Annotated in this window: 17 protein-coding genes; 9 read left to right on the top strand and 8 right to left on the bottom strand. The window is 68.2% G+C overall.

Translation table 11 applies throughout. The features are described 5' to 3' along the window. The first annotated feature begins 11 nt into the window (after positions 1-11). From OG580_RS21415 to OG580_RS21375, 9 genes are all read left to right on the top strand, one after another. Positions 12-1,211, top strand: a complete 1,200-nt coding sequence (locus tag OG580_RS21415; protein WP_267045292.1) for a hypothetical protein — start codon at positions 12-14, stop codon at positions 1,209-1,211. Positions 1,212-1,248: 37 nt separating this feature from the next. Continuing rightward, positions 1,249-2,469: a hypothetical protein gene (locus tag OG580_RS21410; RefSeq protein ID WP_267045291.1), complete on the top strand. Its 1,221-nt coding sequence runs from the start codon at positions 1,249-1,251 to the stop codon at positions 2,467-2,469. Positions 2,470-2,514: 45 nt separating this feature from the next. Then, positions 2,515-3,651 (top strand): hypothetical protein, encoded by a 1,137-nt coding sequence (locus OG580_RS21405; RefSeq protein WP_267045290.1) that lies wholly within the window; start codon positions 2,515-2,517, stop codon positions 3,649-3,651. 11 nt (positions 3,652-3,662) lie between these two features. Continuing rightward, positions 3,663-4,760 carry a hypothetical protein gene (locus tag OG580_RS21400; protein WP_267045289.1) on the top strand — a complete coding sequence of 366 codons (1,098 nt, stop codon included), beginning with the start codon at positions 3,663-3,665 and terminating at the stop codon, positions 4,758-4,760. Continuing rightward, positions 4,760-5,386 (top strand): hypothetical protein, encoded by a 627-nt coding sequence (locus tag OG580_RS21395; protein ID WP_267045288.1) that lies wholly within the window; start codon positions 4,760-4,762, stop codon positions 5,384-5,386. The genes OG580_RS21400 and OG580_RS21395 overlap by 1 nt, the downstream gene beginning before the upstream one ends. A 31-nt stretch (positions 5,387-5,417) precedes the next feature. Beyond that, a complete protein-coding gene (locus tag OG580_RS21390) occupies positions 5,418-5,873 on the top strand; it encodes an ATP-binding protein (RefSeq protein WP_267045287.1) in 456 nt (151 codons plus the stop codon). A 69-nt stretch (positions 5,874-5,942) separates the two neighbouring features. Further along, entirely contained in the window at positions 5,943-6,869 is a 927-nt protein-coding gene (locus tag OG580_RS21385) for a peptidoglycan-binding protein (protein ID WP_267045286.1), read from the top strand. 23 nt (positions 6,870-6,892) lie between these two features. After that, entirely contained in the window at positions 6,893-7,126 is a 234-nt protein-coding gene (locus OG580_RS21380) for a hypothetical protein (RefSeq protein WP_267045285.1), read from the top strand. Beyond that, the gene (locus OG580_RS21375; RefSeq protein WP_267045284.1) at positions 7,113-7,376 is read left to right on the top strand and encodes a hypothetical protein; all 264 of its coding nucleotides are present in this window, start codon (positions 7,113-7,115) and stop codon (positions 7,374-7,376) included. Before OG580_RS21380 ends, OG580_RS21375 begins: the two co-directional genes overlap by 14 nt. A 56-nt stretch (positions 7,377-7,432) precedes the next feature. Here OG580_RS21375 and OG580_RS21370 read toward each other — a convergent pair whose 3' ends face one another. The 8 genes from OG580_RS21370 to nusG form a co-directional block, all read right to left on the bottom strand. Further along, entirely contained in the window at positions 7,433-11,347 is a 3,915-nt protein-coding gene (locus tag OG580_RS21370; protein WP_267045283.1) for a DNA-directed RNA polymerase subunit beta', read from the bottom strand. Between the two features lie 108 nt (positions 11,348-11,455). Beyond that, positions 11,456-14,938, bottom strand: coding sequence for a DNA-directed RNA polymerase subunit beta (rpoB, locus tag OG580_RS21365; RefSeq protein WP_267045282.1), 3,483 nt, complete (start codon positions 14,936-14,938; stop codon positions 11,456-11,458). A 549-nt stretch (positions 14,939-15,487) separates the two neighbouring features. After that, entirely contained in the window at positions 15,488-15,868 is a 381-nt protein-coding gene (gene rplL, locus OG580_RS21360) for a 50S ribosomal protein L7/L12 (RefSeq protein ID WP_267045281.1), read from the bottom strand. A gap of 110 nt (positions 15,869-15,978) precedes the next feature. Then, positions 15,979-16,509: a 50S ribosomal protein L10 gene (gene rplJ, locus OG580_RS21355; protein WP_024755372.1), complete on the bottom strand. Its 531-nt coding sequence runs from the start codon at positions 16,507-16,509 to the stop codon at positions 15,979-15,981. Positions 16,510-16,756: 247 nt separating this feature from the next. After that, positions 16,757-17,662: a hypothetical protein gene (locus OG580_RS21350; RefSeq protein ID WP_267045280.1), complete on the bottom strand. Its 906-nt coding sequence runs from the start codon at positions 17,660-17,662 to the stop codon at positions 16,757-16,759. A 119-nt stretch (positions 17,663-17,781) separates the two neighbouring features. Further along, a complete protein-coding gene (gene rplA, locus OG580_RS21345; protein WP_267045279.1) occupies positions 17,782-18,510 on the bottom strand; it encodes a 50S ribosomal protein L1 in 729 nt (242 codons plus the stop codon). Positions 18,511-18,588: 78 nt separating this feature from the next. Continuing rightward, complete coding sequence (gene rplK / locus OG580_RS21340) at positions 18,589-19,023, bottom strand: 50S ribosomal protein L11 (protein WP_015035536.1); 435 nt, start codon at positions 19,021-19,023, stop codon at positions 18,589-18,591. A 158-nt stretch (positions 19,024-19,181) separates the two neighbouring features. Next, positions 19,182-20,102, bottom strand: coding sequence for a transcription termination/antitermination protein NusG (gene nusG / locus OG580_RS21335; protein WP_267045278.1), 921 nt, complete (start codon positions 20,100-20,102; stop codon positions 19,182-19,184). Between the last annotated feature and the right edge of the window lie 20 nt (positions 20,103-20,122).

The raw sequence follows: 20,122 nt of genomic DNA, 5'->3' as shown, positions 1-20,122 counted from the left end.
AGAGGTGAACCATGACCGTACGAGCCGCCTGGCTCCTGCCCACCGGCCAGACCCGTGAGGACACCCGCCTCACGCTGGCCGCCCTGCTCACCCCCAGCGGACAGAGCCCCGACGAGACCCCGCTGCGCTCCCGGCCCGGCATCCTGCCGGGCGGCTTCGTCCTCACCGGGGCCGGCGCCATGCAGTGCGCGATCGGCACCGGGCGCGCGATCATCCAGGGCAAGGACACCCGCCAGGGCGCCTACCTGGTCAGCGCCGTGTCCCCGGAGACGATCACCCTCGCCGACGGCGACCCGCAGTACGACCGGATCGACCTGATCGAACTGGCCGTCATCGACGACGCCTACGACAAGACCGGCACCACCGACGCCGTCATCCGCCTCGTGAAGGGCGTGCCGGCAACCGTGCCGGTGGCCCCGGCGAGCGGCCCCGGCAGCACGATGCCCCTCTACACCGTCAGGGTCCCGAAGGGCACCTCCGCCGGCACCGGCGGCATCACCTGGACCGGCTCCGGCGTCACCACCCAGCACTGGCCGGTGGTGGCGCTCGGCGGCATCCTCCCCACGAGCGGTTTCAAGGGCGCGTACGTCGGCCAGTACCGCGACGCGGCCGGGATGCTCCAGCGCTGGGACGGCGCGACCTGGGTCTCGTACCCCAAGCCGCTCGGCGGCATCGCCCCCGGCAGCCTGCTGTCCGTCGGCAGTTACGCCGGGCAGTACCGGGACAACGCCGGGATCCTCGAACGCTGGGACGGCTCGGCCTGGCAGTACGTCGAGGGCCGGACGAAGATCCTCTTCGCCGCCACCCAGTGGACGACCGCCCAGATGCAGAGCGTCGATCCCGGCACGTGGACCGTGCTCAACCTGCCGACCGTCGAAGTCGACGACGGCGGCGGCTGGGCCGGCAACAACACCTACGTCGTGCCGCGCTCCGGCTGGTGGCGGGTCTCCGGGCAGGCCACCTGGGCCAACGACGGCCAGACCGGCATGCGCGGCGCCCGCGTCATGGCGGGCGGCGTCGGACAGTCCCGGATGACCTGGCTCACCCCCGCGGGCAACGGCGCCATCAGCGTCGGCGGCCAGGGCCTGATCCGGCTCGAAGCCGGCACCACGCTCCAGCTGGCCGGCTTCCAGAGCCACTCCGCGGCGATCAAGACCCTCGGCGGCTCGGGCTACGCCTGCACCCTCACCGCCGAGTGGCTCAAGTCCTGACCCTCCCCCCTCCCGCACCTCCCTCATTGGAGAACCCATGAACCTGCGCAGCAGCTGGGCCGCCGAGACCGGCCAGACCCGCGAGGACACCCGTCTGACCCAGACCGGCGCGACCACGCCGCTCAACACCGTCCAGGTCCGCTCCGGCATCCTGCCCGGCTCGTACGACGGGCAGTACCGCCTCTCCGGTCTGTGGATGGAGAAGGCCGCGGCCATGACGGCGACCGTCCACGAGGGCCGCGCCGTCATCCAGGGCTCGATCTCCCGGGGCGCCTACCCGGTCACCCTCCCGGCCTCCCAGGTGGTCACCTTCGCGGCGGGCGATGCCCAGTACAACCGCGTCGACCTGGTCGTCGCCAGGATCTACGACAACCTGTACGACTCGTCGAACCGCAACGAGGCGAAGATCGAGGTCATCCAGGGCGTCCCCGGCCAGACCCCGCAGGCCCCGGCCGCCCCGTCGCTCAGCCTGCCCCTGTGGGAGGTGACCGTCCCGGCCGGCGCCAGCGCGGGCAACGGCGGCATCCCGTGGAACACCGCCCTCAAGGACCTGCGCACCCCGGTCGTCTCCCTCGGCGGCATCCTCCCGGTCGAGGGCCCGACGCAGCGGGGCACGTACCCGGGCCAGTACCAGGACACCCCGGGCGGCGAGTTCCAGCGCTGGGACGGCGGCAAGTGGGTGTCGTACCCGGCTGGGGTCGGCGGCGTCGTCCCCGGCTCCGTCTCCATGGCGCAGGGCGGCTACACCGGCCAGTACCGCGACTCCACCGGCGGTTCCCTCCAGCGCTGGAGCGGCTCGGCGTGGGCACCGGCGTTCCCGGGGCCGTACTTCAACGACTCGCTCGACGCCGGCTACACGACCTCGACGACCTTCGTCACGACGCTGGTCGAGCGCACCACGAACCCGCTGGCGCTGACGTTCACGGCACCGCCGTCCAAGAACGTGCTGGTCAACTTCGGCTCGCGGATGGAGACCATCCTCGACACCGGCCAGACGACGAACATCCCGGGCACGGCCTTCATGTGCCTGCGCATCACACAGGGCGCCACCCTCGTCCGCGAGGTGGAGGACGAGCTGGCCGCGAAGGTCGGCAAGCCCGCCCTGCCGTCGGACGGCGTGTCCGCGGCGACCATCCAGCGCCTCAGCAACCTCACGCCGGGCGCCTCGTACACCCTCACCGCCTACTACCGCACCTCCCACGTGACCCTGCGGGCCTGGTTCGACAACTCCTTCATCCAGGTCACCCCGCAGTACTGAGCCACCAGGACCGCCGTCCTGCCGCCCTGATTCCCAGGAGAACCCATGCCCGTACGCTCCGGCTGGCTGCTGCCCACCGGTCAGACCCGCCAGAACACCCGCATCACCAGCATCGGCGCCACCACCCCCGTCAACCCGTTCGCCTCCCGGTCCGGCATCCTGCCCGGCACGTACGACGGCAAGTACCGCGTCGGCGGCCTGTGGATGAGCGGCAACGGCCCGATGACCGCCACCGTCTACCACGGCAGGGCCGTCGTCCAGGGCGGTACGACCGACGGCTCCTACCCGGTCGCCCTCGACGAGGACATCACCATCACCTTCGGCGACGGCGACCCGCTCAACCCGCGCATCGACCTCGTCGTGCTGCGCGTCTACGACAACGACATCGACGCCCTCGGGAAGTACGAGGCGGCCATCGAGATCGTCCGCGGCGAACCGGCGGCCGTCCCGGTGGCCCCCACCCCGCCCCCGGTCTCCCTCACGCTGTTCTCCGTCAGGGTGAAGGCCGGGGCCTCCGCGGGAACCGGCGGCGTCGGCTGGGCCGACGGCATCCTGACCGACCTGCGCACCACGATCGCCTCCGTCGGCGGCATCCTGCCCGTCTACAACAACGCGGCCGTGCCGGGCGCCTACCCGGGGCAGTACCAGGACAACGACAACTCGCACTTCCTCCAGCGCTGGGACGGCACCAGCTGGGTCGCCTACCCCCGGGAGATCGGCGGCATCGCCCCCAACAACATGCTGTCCACGGGGAGTTACATCGGACAGTTCCGCGAGACGAACGGTGTCCTGCAGCGCTGGAACGGCACCACCTGGGCGAACTACCAGCCGCCGGTGGAAGTCGAGACCGCGTCGGGCGCGCTGAACACGTACGGCGGCTGGACGGTCTCCAACTTCACCGCGCGCCGCACCCGCGGCGTCGCCACGGTCAGGGTCAGCATGACCCGCGCCGGCACCGACATCACCGCGGGCTCCACCGGCACCATCCCCGACCAGCAGATGTGCGTACTGCCGACCGGCTGGCGCCCCGTCTCCAACTACGAGGCGCCGGCCAGCGACTACCTCGCCACCGGCGGCGCCACGATCTTCTCCACCGGGATCGTCTCGCTCCGCTCCTGGACGCCGACCGCCGTCATCCCGAACGGCCGGATCGTGCACATCACCGCCACCTACGTCCTGTAAGGAGGAACGCGATGGCACTCGACACGCCCTACCGGGCGATCTTCTGTGACCTGACCAGCGATCAGACCATCGACATCCTGCCCCTGCGGGACGTCCAGTTCGACGACTTCATCGGCAAGGCCGGCTCGCTCTCCGGCACCATCCCCATCCCGGACAAGGCGATCGCCGACCGGGTCAAGAAGGTCCGCGAGGGCCGCACCACGGTCTACCTGGAGCGCGACGGCGACCTGTGGTGGGGCGGCATCGTCTGGACCACCACCCTGCAGTCGAGCGGCCGCGGGGTGCTGACCCTCTCCCTCCAGGCCGCCACCTTCGACTCGTACGCGAGCCGCAGGCGCATCCGCTCCAAGATCGAGTACAACCAGCCGACCGACCAGCTGGCCATCGCCCGCGGACTGTGGACGGAGCTCACGAAGGAGGACGCCTTCACCGTCGAGTTCGGCGAGGAGACCTCCACGACCAAGCGGACCGCCGCCTGGCGGAACGGCGACGAGACCGTCTACCTGGAGGCGCTGGACCAGCTCGCCGCCCTGCAGGACGGCTTCGAGCACCAGATCATGGTGTACCGGGACCCGGTCAGCGGGAAGCGCATCCGGCAGCTCCGGCTCGGCGCGCCCCAGATCCGTACCGGCGCCACCGACCTGGTCTTCGACCGGCCGGGCACGATCCTGTCGTACTCCTTCCCCTGGGACGCCACCCGCGGCGGCACCACGGCCGTCGCCCGGGGCGCCTCCACCAACAGCAACGCCGCCGCCGAGTCCCGGCCGCTCGTCTCCACCCAGCAGATCGCCACCGACCTCATCGCCGACGGCTGGCCGCTGATCGACCTCTCCTCGGACCACAACGAGATCACCGACCAGCTCACCCTGGACCAGGTCGCCGCCACCGAACTCGCCCAGGCCGGCGGCGCCGTCGTGATCCCGGCGATCAGCATCCACCTCGGCGGGATCGTCCCGCCCGCGCTCCTGGGCCGCACCGCCCGCATCCGCATCACGGACGAGTGGTACTCCAACGGCCTCGACGCCCGCTACCGCATCATCGGCGTCAAGGTCACACCCCCCGAGCGCGGCCGTCCCGACACCGCCGAGCTCTACCTTGAGGAGGCCTGATGCCCCAGCTGCCCGAGGACATCATCGACCGGCTCAACCAGATGGAACGCCGGATCACCGCCCTCTCCACCGCGGTCAACACCCGCCCGCCCATGAACGAGGTCGCCGACGGCCAGCTCACGGTGCGGCGCACCAACGCCGACGGCTCGACGGCCCCCGTCCTCCAGATGGGCGCCAGCTCCCCCACCACCGTCAGGCCCGTCATCCGGATCTTCGACGGCTACAGTCACGAGATCTTCGCGGACGACATCATGACCGGCGGCCTCGCCCGGCCGTGGTTGCAGCTCCTGCCCCCGGTGGACCAGAACCAGGCCCGGTGGCCGTCGACCACCAGCGCCGCGTTCACCATGATCGCCCAGTCCTTCAACCCCATCTGGCAGCCCAAGATGCGGCTGACCGTCTACACGAAGGTCTCCAGCGGCGCGACCGGCCAGGTCAAGGTCCTCGTCGACGGCCAGCCGTTCGGCCCCACCGTCACCGCCGGCCAGACCTACGACCACACCGGCCTGCTGCCCGGCGACATCCAGACCAAGTTCGGCAAGATCATGACCGTCGAGATCCAGGCCATGGCCTCGGGCGGCACGGTCTACGCCCAGCCCGTCCTGATGTACGGCACCCAGACCTGATCCGCCCTCCGAGGCCGGCAAGGAGCACACCATGAACATCGACCCCACCCAGCCCTGGGGCGTCGCCATCGACTACGCGGGCCGCGCCGCCGTCACCGAGAACGGCCACACCCTCGACGTACGCGTCTACGACAACAGCTTCGGCGGCCCCCTGGAACAGGACCCGATGACCGGCGAGTACCCGTCGGTCTACGTCTCCGCCCAGGTCACCGAGGCCGGCACCGCCGACGCGGCCCTGCGCGGCTCCGGGCTGATCGTCGTCAACGGGCAGGGCGGCAGCCCCGTCGTCCCCGACCCGTCCGCCGTCGAGCGGGCCGTGGCCGCCGCGCTCGCCGACTTCGCGGGCCGACGCGACGCGTACGCCGCGCTCTGCGCGACCTGGGCGCCGCCGGCCCCGGCCCCGGCCCCCGCGCCGCAACCGGAGCCCGAGCCGGACCCCGCTCCCGCACCGGAGATCCCGGAGCAGACCCCGGAATCCGCCGCGTAGCCGCCCCGCCCGCACCCCACCCGTACGCCCGCCCGAGCGCGGGCCTTCTTCATGTCCGGAGGACACCAGATGGCCACTCCCCTCCCCGCGGACCGGCTCCTCGCCGCACTCCGCGCCGAAGGCGTCACCGTCGTCGAGCACCCCGGCTGGCGCACCCACAACCGGAACCACACCGGCGCCTGGGGCCCGGTCACCGGCGTGATGATCCACCACACCGTCTCCACCGGGACCGCCTCCTCCGTCGAGCTCTGCTTCAACGGGTACGAGGGCCTGCCCGGACCGCTCTGCCACGGCGTCATCGCCAAGGACGGCACCGTCCACCTCGTCGCCAACGGCCGCGCCAACCACGCCGGCGGCGGCGACCCGTCCGTCCTCCAGGCCGTGATCAGCGAGACGTACGGGGACCGGCCCCCGGCCCCCCGCGTCCACCAGGGCAGCCCCGGCGCCGTCGACGGGAACTCCCGCTTCTACGGCTTCGAGTGCGTCAACCTCGGCAACGGCACCGACCCCTGGCCGGCCGCCCAGCGCGACGCGATCGAGCGGGTCTCCGCCGCCCTGTGCCGGGCCCACGACTGGGGCGCCAGGTCCGTCATCGGTCACCTGGAATGGTCCGACTGGAAGAGCGACCCCAAGGGCTTCGGCATGCCGGCGATGCGCGACCGCGTCCAGGCCCGCCTCGGCAAGGCCCCCGCCCCGAGCACCCCCGCGGGCGGAAAGCCCGCCGGCGGGAAGCCCGCACCGCCCCGCCTGCAGCCCTTCCCGGGCACCTCGTTCTTCCGCAGGGAGACGAGCTCCCCGGTCATCACCGCGATGGGCCGCCGTCTCGTCGCCGAGGGCTGCTCCGCGTACGTCGTCGGCCCCGGCCCCCGCTGGAGCGAGGCCGACCGGCGCAGCTACGCCAAGTGGCAGCAGAAGCTCGGATTCCGCGGCTCCGACGCCGACGGCACCCCGGGCGCCGCCTCCTGGAGCGCGCTGAAGGTCCCGTACACGAAGTAGCCCCGCACGAGAGGAGACCCCCGATGTCCGATGCCGCCAAGCGCACGGCCCGCACCGTCCTCCAGTCCGCCGTCGGCATCGCCGTCGTGCTCCCCGCGATCGTCGACGCCTCCGGTGTCCCCGCGACCCTCCCCTGGGTCGCCGGGGCGCTGGCCGTCGCCGGCGGACTGACCCGGGTGATGGCCCTCGACGCGGCGCAGAAGCTGCTGCCGTCCTGGCTCCGATCCACCCCGGGTGGTGCCGATGACCGAGTCTGATCCGAACGACCCCGTCGCCGTCGCCCTCGAACTGGAACGCCTCCGGGGCACCCTGGAGGCCGGCTTCGCCCGCGTCGACGGCTCGCTCGCGCTGCTCGTACAGCGCAGCGACCAGACCGACAAGCAGCTGGCCGACCACGAGGCCCGGCTCGACTCCCTTGAGCGCGCCCGCTGGCCGCTGACCAGCATCGCCGCGCTCACCGCGAGCGCCGGCGTGCTCGTCGCGGTCTGGGAGCTGGCCCAACGCTGAAACGCCGAAGGGCGGCCACCCCGCAATCGGGGTGACCGCCCTTCGGTTCGCACTACTTACTGGTTGTACGGACCGTAGTCGTAGTCCTCCAGCGGAACGGCCTGGCCGGAGCCCGAGCCGAACGGCGAGTAGTCGATGTCGTCGTAGCCGACGGCCGAGTACATCGCGGCCTTGGCCTCTTCGGTCGGCTCGACCCGGATGTTGCGGTAGCGGGCGAGGCCCGTACCGGCCGGGATGAGCTTACCGATGATGACGTTCTCCTTGAGGCCGACCAGGGAGTCCGACTTGGCGTTGATCGCCGCGTCGGTCAGAACCCGGGTGGTCTCCTGGAAGGACGCCGCCGACAGCCACGACTCGGTGGCGAGCGAGGCCTTGGTGATACCCATCAGCTGCGGACGGCCGGAGGCGGGGTGACCGCCCTCGGTGACCACACGACGGTTCTCGGTCTCGAACTTCGAGCGCTCGACGAGCTCGCCCGGCAGGAGCTCCGCGTCGCCGGACTCGATGATCGTCACGCGGCGCAGCATCTGCCGGATGATGATCTCGATGTGCTTGTCGTGGATCGACACGCCCTGCGAGTTGTAGACCTTCTGGACTTCGGCGACCAGGTGGATCTGGACCGCACGCTGACCGAGGATGCGCAGCACGTCGTGCGGGTTGGTGGCACCCACGGTGAGCTTCTGGCCCACCTCGACGTGGTCGCCCTCGCCCACGAGCAGACGGGCACGCTTCGAGATCGGGAACGCCGTCTCGTCGGTGCCGTCGTCCGGGGTGACGACGATCTTCTTGGTCTTCTCGGTCTCCTCGATACGGATGCGGCCGGCCGCCTCCGAGATCGGGGCGACACCCTTGGGCTGACGAGCCTCGAAGAGCTCGACGACACGGGGCAGACCCTGGGTGATGTCGTCACCGGCCACACCACCGGTGTGGAAGGTACGCATCGTCAGCTGGGTACCGGGCTCACCGATGGACTGGGCGGCGATGATGCCGACCGCCTCACCGATGTCGACCAGCTTGCCGGTGGCGAGCGAACGGCCGTAGCAGAACGCACACGTACCGACGGCGGACTCACAGGTCAGGACCGAACGGGTCTTGACCTCCTCGACGCCCGCGTTGACGAGGGCGTCGATGAGCACGTCACCCAGGTCGACGTTGGCCGGCGCGATGACCTTACCGTCGACGACGACGTCCTCGGCGAGCATCCGCGCGTACACGGAGGTCTCGACGTCGTCCGTCTTCCGCAGGACACCGGTCTCGTCCTTGGCCGCGATCCGCAGCTTCAGACCGCGCTCGGTGCCACAGTCCTCCTCGCGGATGATGACGTCCTGCGAGACGTCCACCAGACGACGGGTCAGGTAACCCGAGTCGGCGGTACGCAGGGCGGTGTCGGCGAGACCCTTACGGGCACCGTGCGTGGAGATGAAGTACTCGAGGACGGTGAGGCCCTCGCGGAACGACGCCTTGATGGGACGCGGGATGGTCTCGTTCTTGGCGTTCGACACCAGACCACGCATACCGGCGATCTGACGCATCTGCATCATGTTTCCTCGGGCACCCGAGTCAACCATCATGAAGATGGGGTTCGTCTTGGGGAAGTTCGCGTTCATCGCCTCGGCAACCTCGTTGGTCGCCTTGGTCCAGATCGCGATGAGCTCCTGCGTGCGCTCTTCCTTGGTGATCAGGCCGCGCTCGTACTGCTTCTGGACCTTCTCGTCCTGCGCCTCGTAGCCCTTGACGATCTCCTTCTTCGCCTCGGGAACGACGACGTCGGAGATGGCCACGGTGACACCGGAACGGGTCGCCCAGTAGAAGCCCGCCGCCTTCAGGTTGTCGAGCGTCGCCGCCACGATGACCTTGGGGTAGCGCTCGGCGAGGTCGTTGACGATCTCGGAGAGCTGCTTCTTGCCGACGGAGTAGTCGACGAACGGGTAGTCCTCGGGCAGCAGCTCGTTGAAGAGCGCGCGACCCAGGGTCGTCCGCAGACGGAACGAGTCACCCTGCTGCCACTCACCGGCGGCGATGCTGTCCTCGCCGTCCTCCGTGACCGGGGGAACCCAGCCACGCGGGGCGACGGTGCCGACGGGGAAGCGGATGTCGATCTCGGACTGCAGCGCCAGCTCGCCGGCGTCGAACGCCATGACCGCCTCGGCCGTCGAGCCGAACGCGCGGCCCTCGCCCTTGGTGTCGCGGAGCTCACCGTCGGTGGTCAGGAAGAACAGACCGAGGACCATGTCCTGGGTCGGCATCGTGACCGGACGGCCGTCGGCCGGCTTCAGGATGTTGTTCGAGGACAGCATCAGGATGCGGGCCTCGGCCTGCGCCTCCGCGGAGAGCGGCAGGTGCACGGCCATCTGGTCACCGTCGAAGTCCGCGTTGAACGCGGTGCAGACGAGCGGGTGGATCTGGATGGCCTTGCCCTCGACCAGCTGGGGCTCGAAGGCCTGGATGCCGAGGCGGTGCAGCGTGGGCGCACGGTTCAGCAGAACCGGGTGCTCGGCGATGACCTCTTCGAGGACGTCGTACACGACCGTGCGGCCGCGCTCGACCATCCGCTTGGCGCTCTTGATGTTCTGCGCGTGGTTCAGGTCGACCAGGCGCTTCATCACGAACGGCTTGAAGAGCTCCAGCGCCATGGCCTTGGGAAGACCACACTGGTGCAGCTTCAGCTGCGGACCGACGACGATGACGGAACGCGCGGAGTAGTCCACACGCTTACCGAGCAGGTTCTGACGGAATCGACCCTGCTTACCCTTCAGCATGTCGCTGAGGGACTTCAGCGGACGGTTGCCGGGGCCCGTGACCGGGCGACCACGACGGCCGTTGTCGAAGAGGGCGTCGACCGCCTCCTGGAGCATCCGCTTCTCGTTGTTCACGATGATCTCGGGGGCACCGAGGTCGAGCAGACGCTTCAGACGGTTGTTGCGGTTGATCACGCGGCGGTACAGGTCGTTCAGGTCGGAGGTCGCGAAGCGGCCACCGTCCAGCTGCACCATCGGACGAAGGTCCGGCGGGATGACCGGCACGCAGTCGAGCACCATGCCGTTGGGCTTGTTGCTGGTCTGCAGGAACGCGGAGACGACCTTGAGGCGCTTGAGCGCACGGGTCTTCTTCTGGCCCTTGCCGGTACGGATGATCTCGCGGAGGCGCTCGGCCTCCTCCTCCAGGTCGAAGGACTCCAGGCGCTTCTGCAGCGCCGCGGCACCCATCGAACCGTCGAAGTACGTGCCGAAGCGGTCACGCAGCTCGCGGTAGAGGAGCTCGTCGCCCTCCAGGTCCTGGACCTTGAGGTTCTTGAAGCGCGCCCAGACCTCGTCGAGACGGTCGATCTCGCGCTGCGCACGGTCGCGCAGCTGCTTCATCTCACGCTCGGCACCCTCGCGCACCTTGCGGCGCACGTCGGCCTTGGCACCCTCGGCCTCAAGCTCGCCCAGGTCGTTCTCGAGCTTCTTGGCGCGGGCCTCCAGGTCGGAGTCGCGACGGTTCTCGATCTGCTGACGCTCGACGGAGACGTGCGCCTCGAGGGAGGGCAGGTCACGCGTACGACGCTCGTCGTCGACGAACGTGATCATGTACGCCGCGAAGTAGATGACCTTCTCGAGGTCCTTCGGGGCGAGGTCGAGCAGGTATCCGAGGCGCGACGGGACGCCCTTGAAGTACCAGATGTGGGTGACGGGAGCGGCGAGCTCGATGTGGCCCATCCGCTCACGGCGCACCTTGGCGCGGGTGACCTCGACGCCACACCGCTCACAGATGATGCCCTTGAAGCGGACACGCTTGTACTTGCCGCAGTAGCACTCCCAGTCCCGGGTCGGACCGAAGATCTTCTCGCAGAAGAGTCCGTCCTTCTCGGGCTTGAGCGTGCGGTAGTTGATGGTCTCCGGCTTCTTGACCTCGCCGTGGCTCCACTGACGGATGTCGTCAGCGGTAGCCAGACCGATCCGGAGCTCGTCGAAGAAGTTGACGTCGAGCACTATGCGTCAATCCCTCTCAGGGTTGTAAGTCTTGGGGTCTGGAACGGGGGTCCTGGGGCCGGCCGGGGATTCAGTGATGCTTCACCGAATCCCCGGACCGGACTCCCGTCAGACCTCTTCGACGCTGCTCGGCTCGCGCCGGGACAGGTCGATACCGAGCTCCTCCGCTGCGCGGAAGACGTCCTCGTCGGTGTCGCGCATCTCGATGGACATGCCGTCCGAGGAGAGCACCTCCACGTTGAGGCACAGGGACTGCATCTCCTTGATGAGCACCTTGAAGGACTCGGGGATGCCGGGCTCAGGGATGTTCTCGCCCTTGACGATGGCCTCGTAGACCTTCACGCGGCCGGTCACGTCGTCGGACTTGATCGTCAGCAGCTCCTGGAGGGCGTACGCGGCGCCGTATGCCTCCAGCGCCCACACCTCCATCTCACCGAAGCGCTGGCCACCGAACTGGGCCTTACCACCCAGCGGCTGCTGGGTGATCATCGAGTAGGGACCGGTCGACCGAGCGTGCAGCTTGTCGTCGACCAGGTGGTGGAGCTTGAGGATGTACATGTACCCGACGGAGACCGGCTCCGGGAACGGCTCGCCGGAGCGGCCGTCGAAGAGACGCGCCTTACCGGTCGGGAGCACCATGCGCTCGCCGTCGCGGTTCGGGATGGTGTGGTTCAGCAGGCCCGCGAGCTCGTCCTCACGCGCACCGTCGAAGACCGGGGTGGCGACGTTGGTGCCGGGGGCGACCTTGTCGGCACCGATCACCTGGAGGCGCTGCGCCCACTCGTCCGCGAGGCCGGAGACGTCCCAGCCGCGGCTGGCGAGCCAGCCGAGGTGGATCTCCAGGACCTGTCCCGGGTTCATTCGGGACGGGACACCCAGCGGGTTGAGGATGATGTCGACCGGGGTGCCGTCCTCCAGGAACGGCATGTCCTCGATCGGCAGGATCTTCGAGATGACGCCCTTGTTGCCGTGACGGCCGGCGAGCTTGTCACCATCGGTGATCTTGCGCTTCTGGGCGACGTAGACGCGGACCAGCTGGTTCACGCCCGGGGGAAGCTCGTCGCCCTCCTCACGGTCAAAGACGCGGACGCCGATGATCTTGCCGATCTCGCCGTGCGGCACCTTCAGCGAGGTGTCACGGACCTCACGGGCCTTCTCACCGAAGATCGCGCGGAGCAGGCGCTCCTCCGGCGTCAGCTCGGTCTCACCCTTGGGCGTGACCTTGCCGACGAGGATGTCGCCGGCGACGACCTCGGCACCGATACGGATGATGCCGCGCTCGTCGAGGTCGGCGAGGACCTCCTCGGAGACGTTCGGGATGTCCCGGGTGATCTCCTCCGGGCCGAGCTTGGTGTCACGGGCGTCGACCTCGTGCTCCTCGATGTGGATCGAGGAGAGGACGTCGTCCTGCACGAGGCGCTGCGACAGGATGATCGCGTCCTCGTAGTTGTGGCCCTCCCACGGCATGAACGCCACGAGCAGGTTCTTGCCGAGCGCCATCTCGCCGTCTTCGGTGGCGGGACCGTCGGCGAGGACCTGGCCCTCGATCACGCGGTCGCCCTCGTCGACGACGACCTTCTGGTTGACCGAGGTGCCCTGGTTCGAGCGCGAGAACTTGTGCAGGCGGTACGTGATGTACGTGCCGTCGTCGTTGGCGACCGTGACGTAGTCGGCCGACAGCTCCTGGACGACACCGTCCTTCTCGGCCTTGAGCACGTCGCCGGCGTCGGTGGCGCAGCGGTACTCCATGCCGGTGCCGACGAGCGGGGCCTCCGACTTAATCAGCGGCACCGCCTGACGCATCATGTTCGCGCCCATGAGGGCACGGTTGGCGTCGTCGTGCTCGAGGAACGGGATCATGGCCGTCGCGACCGACACCATCTGGCGCGGCGAGACGTCCATGTAGTCGACCTCGGACGGCAGGACGTAGTCGACCTCGCCGCCACGCTTACGCACCAGGACGCGGTTCTCGGTGAGCTGCATGTCGTCATTGAGCGCGGCGTTGGCCTGCGCGATGACGAAGCGGTCCTCCTCGTCGGCGGTGACGTAGTCGACGTCGTCGGTGACCTGACCGTCGACGACCTTGCGGTACGGCGTCTCGATGAAGCCGAACGCGTTGACGCGGCCGTACGAGGCGAGCGAACCGATCAGACCGATGTTCGGGCCTTCGGGGGTCTCGATCGGGCACATGCGTCCGTAGTGGGACGGGTGCACGTCTCGGACCTCGAAGCCGGCCCGCTCACGGGACAGACCACCAGGGCCCAGCGCCGAGAGACGACGCTTGTGCGTCAGACCCGACAGCGGGTTGTTCTGGTCCATGAACTGGGACAGCTGGCTGGTGCCGAAGAACTCCTTGATGGAGGCGACGACCGGCCGGATGTTGATCAGGGTCTGCGGCGTGATCGCCTCGACGTCCTGGGTGGTCATGCGCTCACGCACGACGCGCTCCATACGAGCCAGACCCGTGCGGACCTGGTTCTGGATGAGCTCGCCGACGTTACGCAGACGACGGTTGCCGAAGTGGTCGATGTCGTCGGTCTCGACGACGATCTCGTTGCCGTTCTCGCCGATCGTCTCGGTCTCGCCCGCGTGGAGCTTGACCAGGTACTTGATCGTGGCGATGACGTCATCGGTGGTGAGCACGCCGGCGTTCAGCGGCTCGTCGGCGCCGAGCTTCTTGTTCACCTTGTAGCGGCCGACCTTCGCGAGGTCGTAGCGCTTCGGGTTGAAGTAGAGGTTCTCGAGCAGCGTCTGAGCGGCCTCACGGGTCGGCGGCTCGCCCGGACGCAGCTTGCGGTAGATGTCGAGCAGCGCGTCGTCCTGGCCCTGGGTGTGGTCCTTCTCCAGGGTGGCGCGCATGGACTCGTACTCGCCGAACTCCTGCAGGATCTGCTCGGTGGTCCAGCCCAGAGCCTTCAGCAGCACGGTGACCGACTGCTTGCGCTTGCGGTCGATGCGGACACCGACGAGGTCGCGCTTGTCGATCTCCATCTCCAGCCAGGCACCCCGGGACGGGATGATCTTGGCGGAGAAGATGTCCTTGTCGGACGTCTTGTCGATCGAGGAGTCGAAGTAGACGCCCGGCGATCGGACCAGCTGCGACACCACGACACGCTCGGTGCCGTTGATGACGAAGGTGCCCTTGTTGGTCATGAGCGGGAAGTCGCCCATGAAGACCGTCTGAGACTTGATCTCACCGGTCTCGTTGTTGGTGAACTCGGCGGTGACGAAGAGCGGGGCGCCGTACGTGAAGTCACGGTCCTTGCACTCGTCGATCGAGTTCTTCGGCGGCTCGAAGCGGTGGTCGCGGAAGGTCAGCGACATCGACCCGGAGAAGTCCTCGATCGGCGAGATCTCCTCGAAGATCTCTTCCAGGCCGGACTTCGTGGGGACGTCGCGTCCCGACTCAAGGGCAGCCTCGACGCGAGCCTTCCAGGCGGCGTTACCGAGCAGCCAGTCAAAGCTCTCGGTCTGCAGCGCGAGGAGGTTCGGAACCTCGAGGGGCTCCTTGATCTTTGCAAAGGAGATGCGCAGCGGGGCGGTGCTTGCGCCGTTGTTCGTATTGGTCGAGGCGTTGCGCGAGGCGGCCAAGAGGGGGTCCTTCCGAGGGCTCGGACTCACTACGCGCGTACCGGTCCCCAGCAAAGCTTCACGGCAGACATTTCCTGAAATGACCAAAAGGCCAGGTCAGACGGGGTCGGTCCACGAAGCGGATGCGAAGGTATGCCCCTGGTGACGGGCAGGGGGCAGCTAACAGGCAGCGCAAAGGGTCAGTGTAGCCACTTGGCTCACTGATGTCCAGGGCGAGTTCTTCGCGACCCTCGTTGCTCTCAACTCCGCGGTACCTCGCGCCATGCGGCGCACCTCGATACTGCCCGTTCAGTCGTCGATCCATGCCTCGGATACGGATCGTTGTGACGACGCGTCCTGAGAATTGCGCGCTGCGTGCGGTTCGTCAAGGCCCCCCGGTCTGCGGGGCGCACGGCGAAGATCACCATACTCCGCCTCCGACGGCCCTCGGGACCCTCGCCACGCCCGCTCTCGGGAACGCCGAAAGGCGACCACCCAGATGGGTGATCGCCTTTCGATGCCCTCGCGTTACACGGGGGCAGGAGTCAGCTTCAGCGACTCGAAACGGTCTTACTTGACCGTGACGGAGGCGCCGGCGGCCTTGAGGGACTCGGCAGCCTTCTCGGCGGCCTCCTTCGCGACCTTCTCGAGGACCGGCTTCGGGGTGCCGTCGACGAGGTCCTTGGCCTCCTTGAGGCCCAGGGAGGTGAGCTCACGCACGACCTTGATGACCTGGATCTTCTTGTCGCCGGCACCCTCGAGGATGACGTCGAACTCGTCCTGCTCCTCGGCGGCCTCAGCGGCAACCGGGGCGCCCGGGCCGGCAACGGCGACGGCCGCGGCGGCGGTGACGTCGAACTTGTCCTCGAACGCCTTCACGAACTCGGAGAGCTCGATGAGGGTCATCTCCTCGAACTGGGCGAGGAGGTCGTCCTGAGAGAGCTTCGCCATGATGGGCGATCCTTCCACTAATTCGGCAGGTGCCGGATGTATGTAGAGGCGGGCGTAACGGCCCGCTGCGACCCGCGCACTAGGCGGCGCGGATCAATGCGCGAGCCGAATTACTCGGCACCGCCCTGCTCGGCGAGCTTGACGCGAAGCGCCTCCGCGGTGCGGACGAACTTCGACGGCAGCGCCTGGAAGAGCGAGGCAGCCTGAGACTGCTTGCCCTTGAACGCGCCGGCCAGCTTGCTGAGCAGAACCTCGCGGGACTCGAGGTCCGCAAGCTTCTTGATCTCATCGGCGGTCAGCGCCTTACCGTCAAGGACACCGCCCTTGATGATGAGGTTCGGGTTCTCCTTGGCGAAGTCACGAAGACCCTTCGCCGACTCCACCGGGTCACCGGTGATGAAGGCAGCGCCCGTCGGACCGGTGAACTGGTCGTCGAGCGAGGTGATCCCGGCCTCGTTGGCCGCAATCTTGGTCAGCGTGTTCTTCACCACGGCGTACTGGGCGTTCTCACCGAGCGAACGACGCAGCGTCTTGAGCTGCGCGACGGTGAGACCCCGGTACTCGGTCAGCACAACGGCGCTCGAGCTCTGGAACTTGTCCTTGAGCTCGGCTACCGCGGCAGCCTTGTCGGGCCTTGCCATGAGCGTCGGCCTCCTTCCGGGTGATGGGACCGCGCGAAGGGGCTGAACAAAACAAAACGCCCCGGCGCAGGCGCACGGGGCTTAGCTCGACCACATCACGAGGACGCGGGAACTCTTCCACAGTCACCTGCGCGGGTCGTCCGCATCTCAGCGAATCCTTCGGCCACCGCACCCTGATGGGCACAGTGACGACCAGCGGTCTTTGGCTTCTCTGGAAGAGTACGCGACCGCAACGGCTTCGGGCAAATCAGCCCTGACCGAGCGCTCCCAGCATCTCCATGACGTCGAAGGTCTCCTTGGCCGGCGGGGCCTCGACCGTCGCCTCGGTGCCGTAGTCGGAGTAGAAGGCGGTCATGTCCATCGTGCCCTCGGGCATCTTCATGCCGACGACCGTCTTCACCGGGTAGCCGTCGCCGTTGACCCAGAGCTCGGTGTCGTAGCCCTTGATCCCCGATTCCTTCATGGTCGCGACGAGCTTGTCGCGGTCCGCCTTCGGCATACCGTCGAAGCTCTTGTTGGCGTTCAGCATGTCCTCGAAGGCGACCGTGCCCTTGTAGTGCTGCGCCTCGACGCCCTCGACCTTCTCCGGGCCGACGTGCTTGATGCCCGGGGCCTCCAGGAGAAGCGCGAGCTGCTGGGCCGGGTCCTGATTCATGCCGCCCAGGCCCTGCGTCATCTGCTTCTGCAGGGCGGCGTCGCCGGACTCCTTCGCCATTGCGGCGAAGTCCATCTTCATCCAGCGCTTGCCGTCCATGCCGGCGGCCTGCTCGGCGCCCATGTCCATGTACATGACGTCGTCACGCATGATCATGCGGATCTTCTCGGGCATCCCGGCGGCACCCATGCTCGCGAACATCCCGCCGGACATCGTCACGTCCATCGCGGCCGGGTCCCAGCCCTGCACGCCGGTCATCGTGGTGGTGCCGGAGCCCAGACCGGCGCCCGTCATCTCGATCGTCATCCGGATCTTCGCGGACTTGGCCGCCGAGGTCTTGGTGTACGCGGCCTGGATGACCTTCGTGACGTCTTCGAGGCTCTGCGTCTGCGGCTTGTCGGCCGCCTTCGTGCCGCCGTCCTGACAGCCCGCGACCCCCGTCACGACCGCCGCTGCCGTCAGCGCGACTCCCGCGCGCTTCCATGCGGACCTGTTCATGAGTGTTCCCCACCCCTTGATCAACGTCTTTACGGTTCTTCGAACCGTAACAAAGAACAGGCCCCCGCCTCTCCGAGGAGAGGCGAGGGCCTGTCGACCACTCAGTGAACCGGTGAGGTTCAGACCGCGGCCGGGTCCTCCTCGACGAGGAGGTTCCGGGTGCGGTTGGAGTCCAGCGGGATGCCGGGGCCCATGGTCGTCGTCAGGGTCGCCTTCTTGATGTAGCGGCCCTTGGCGGCGGACGGCTTCAGACGAAGGATCTCGTCCAGGGCCGCGGCGTAGTTCTCGACCAGCTTCGTCTCGTCGAAGGAGACCTTGCCGATGATGAAGTGCAGGTTCGAGTGCTTGTCGACGCGGAACTCGATCTTGCCGCCCTTGATCTCGTTGACAGCCTTGGCGACATCGGGGGTGACGGTGCCGACCTTGGGGTTCGGCATCAGACCACGCGGGCCGAGGACGCGGCCGAGGCGGCCGACCTTGCCCATGAGGTCCGGGGTGGCCACAACGGCGTCGAACTCGTTCAGGCGGTTGCCCTTGGAGATCTCGTCGATGAGCTCGTCGGAACCGACGATGTCGGCGCCAGCGGCGATCGCGGCCTCGGCACGGTCACCGGTCGCGAAGACCAGGACCCGGGCGGTCTTACCGGTGCCGTGCGGGAGGTTCACGGTGCCACGGACCATCTGGTCGGCCTTGCGCGGGTCGACGCCCAGGCGGAAGGCGACCTCGACGGTGCCGTCGAACTTGGTGGCGGCGGTGTCCTTGGCAAGACGGACGGCCTCGAGGGGGGCGTAGTTCCGCTCCCGGTCGATCTTGGCGTCCGCGCTGCGGAGAGCCTTGCTGCGCTTCACTTCTGCTCCTGTTGGTTCAGGTATGGAGTCGTGGTGCGGGCCGCGCCGGCCCTACCACTGAGGTCACGAGGGGGGTGATCAGCCCTCGACCGTGATGCCCATGGAACGGGCGGTGCCGGCGATGATCTTCGACGCGGCGTCCAGGTCGTTGGCGTTCAGGTCGGGCAGCTTGACCGTGGCGATCTCGCGGACCTGAGCGGCCGTGAGCTTCGCGACCTTGGTCTTGTGCGGCTCGCCGGAGCCCTTGTCCACACCAGCAGCCTTGAGGATCAGCTTCGCGGCCGGCGGAGTCTTGGTGATGAAGGTGAAGGTGCGGTCTTCGTAGACCGTGATCTCCACCGGCACGACCATGCCACGCTGCGACTCGGTCGCGGCGTTGTAGGCCTTGCAGAACTCCATGATGTTGACGCCGTGCTGACCGAGCGCGGGGCCGACCGGCGGGGCCGGGTTCGCCGCACCGGCGTTGATCTGGAGCTTGATAAGCCCCGTGACCTTCTTCTTCTTGGGAGGCATTGCTCTCTCCGGGTCCTAGTGAGAGTGTTCAGCCCGCCTTCCGGTCATCCGGATGCAGGCATACCGCACAACGATAACGGGTATGGACGTGCGGCTAAAAACCGAGCAGGTCAGAGCGGCTACGAGAGCCACTCTGACCTGGTCGGAAGACGGTGAGATCAGTTCTTCTGGATCTGGTCGAAGCTCAGCTCGACCGGGGTCTCGCGACCGAAGATCTCGACGAGGCCCTTGACCTTCTTCGAGTCCGGGTTGATCTCGTTGATCGTGGCCTGGAGGGTCGCGAAGGGACCGTCCGTGACCGTCACCGAGTCGCCGACCTCGAAGTCCAGGACCTGGACCTCCAGCTTGCGGGCCGGAGCCGGCTTGCCCTCGGCCTCGGCGGCCTCGCGGGCGGCCTTCTCCTCGGCCTCCGGGGCGAGCATCTTGACGATCTCGTCCAGGGTCAGCGGGTACGGGTCGTAGGCGTTGCCCACGAAGCCGGTGACGCCGGGGGTGTTGCGGACGACGCCCCAGGACTCGTTCGTCAGGTCCATGCGGACGAGAACGTAGCCGGGGAGCTTGTTCTGCTTGACGTTCTTCCGCTCGCCGCCCTTGATCTGGACGATCTCTTCCTCGGGGACCTCGGCCTGGTAGATGAAGTCCTCGACGTTGAGCGAGACGGCACGCTGCTCGAGGTTGGCCTTCACGCGCTTCTCGTAGCCGGCGTAGGTGTGGATGACGTACCACTCGCCGGGAAGGGTGCGGAGCTCCTCACGGAGCGCGGCGACCGGGTCGACCGGGGCGGCCGGCTCGGCCTCCTCCTCGGTCTCGTCCTCGGCGTCCTCGACGGACTCCTCGTCGGACTCGTCCGACGCCTCTTCCTCGGCCTCGACCTCGGCGTCCTCGTCGGACTCCTCGGCCTCGTCGCCTTCCAGCTCGTCCTCGTCCTCGTCCTCGACGTGGAGAGCGGCTTCTTCGGCGGCCTCGTCAGCGGCGTCGTCAGCAGCGTCTGCCTGGTCCTCGTCGGCGGCCTCGACGATGTCCAGCTCGTCCTCGACGGACTCGGACTCGAAGGCGTCGTTCAGGTTCGCGTCAGACACGGTGGCTGCTTCTTCCTGCG

The sequence above is a fragment of the Streptomyces sp. NBC_00094 genome, assembly GCF_026343125.1.
In the GTDB taxonomy this organism is placed as follows: Bacteria; Actinomycetota; Actinomycetes; order Streptomycetales; family Streptomycetaceae; genus Streptomyces.
This window is presented reverse-complemented; position numbering and strand designations above follow the sequence as displayed.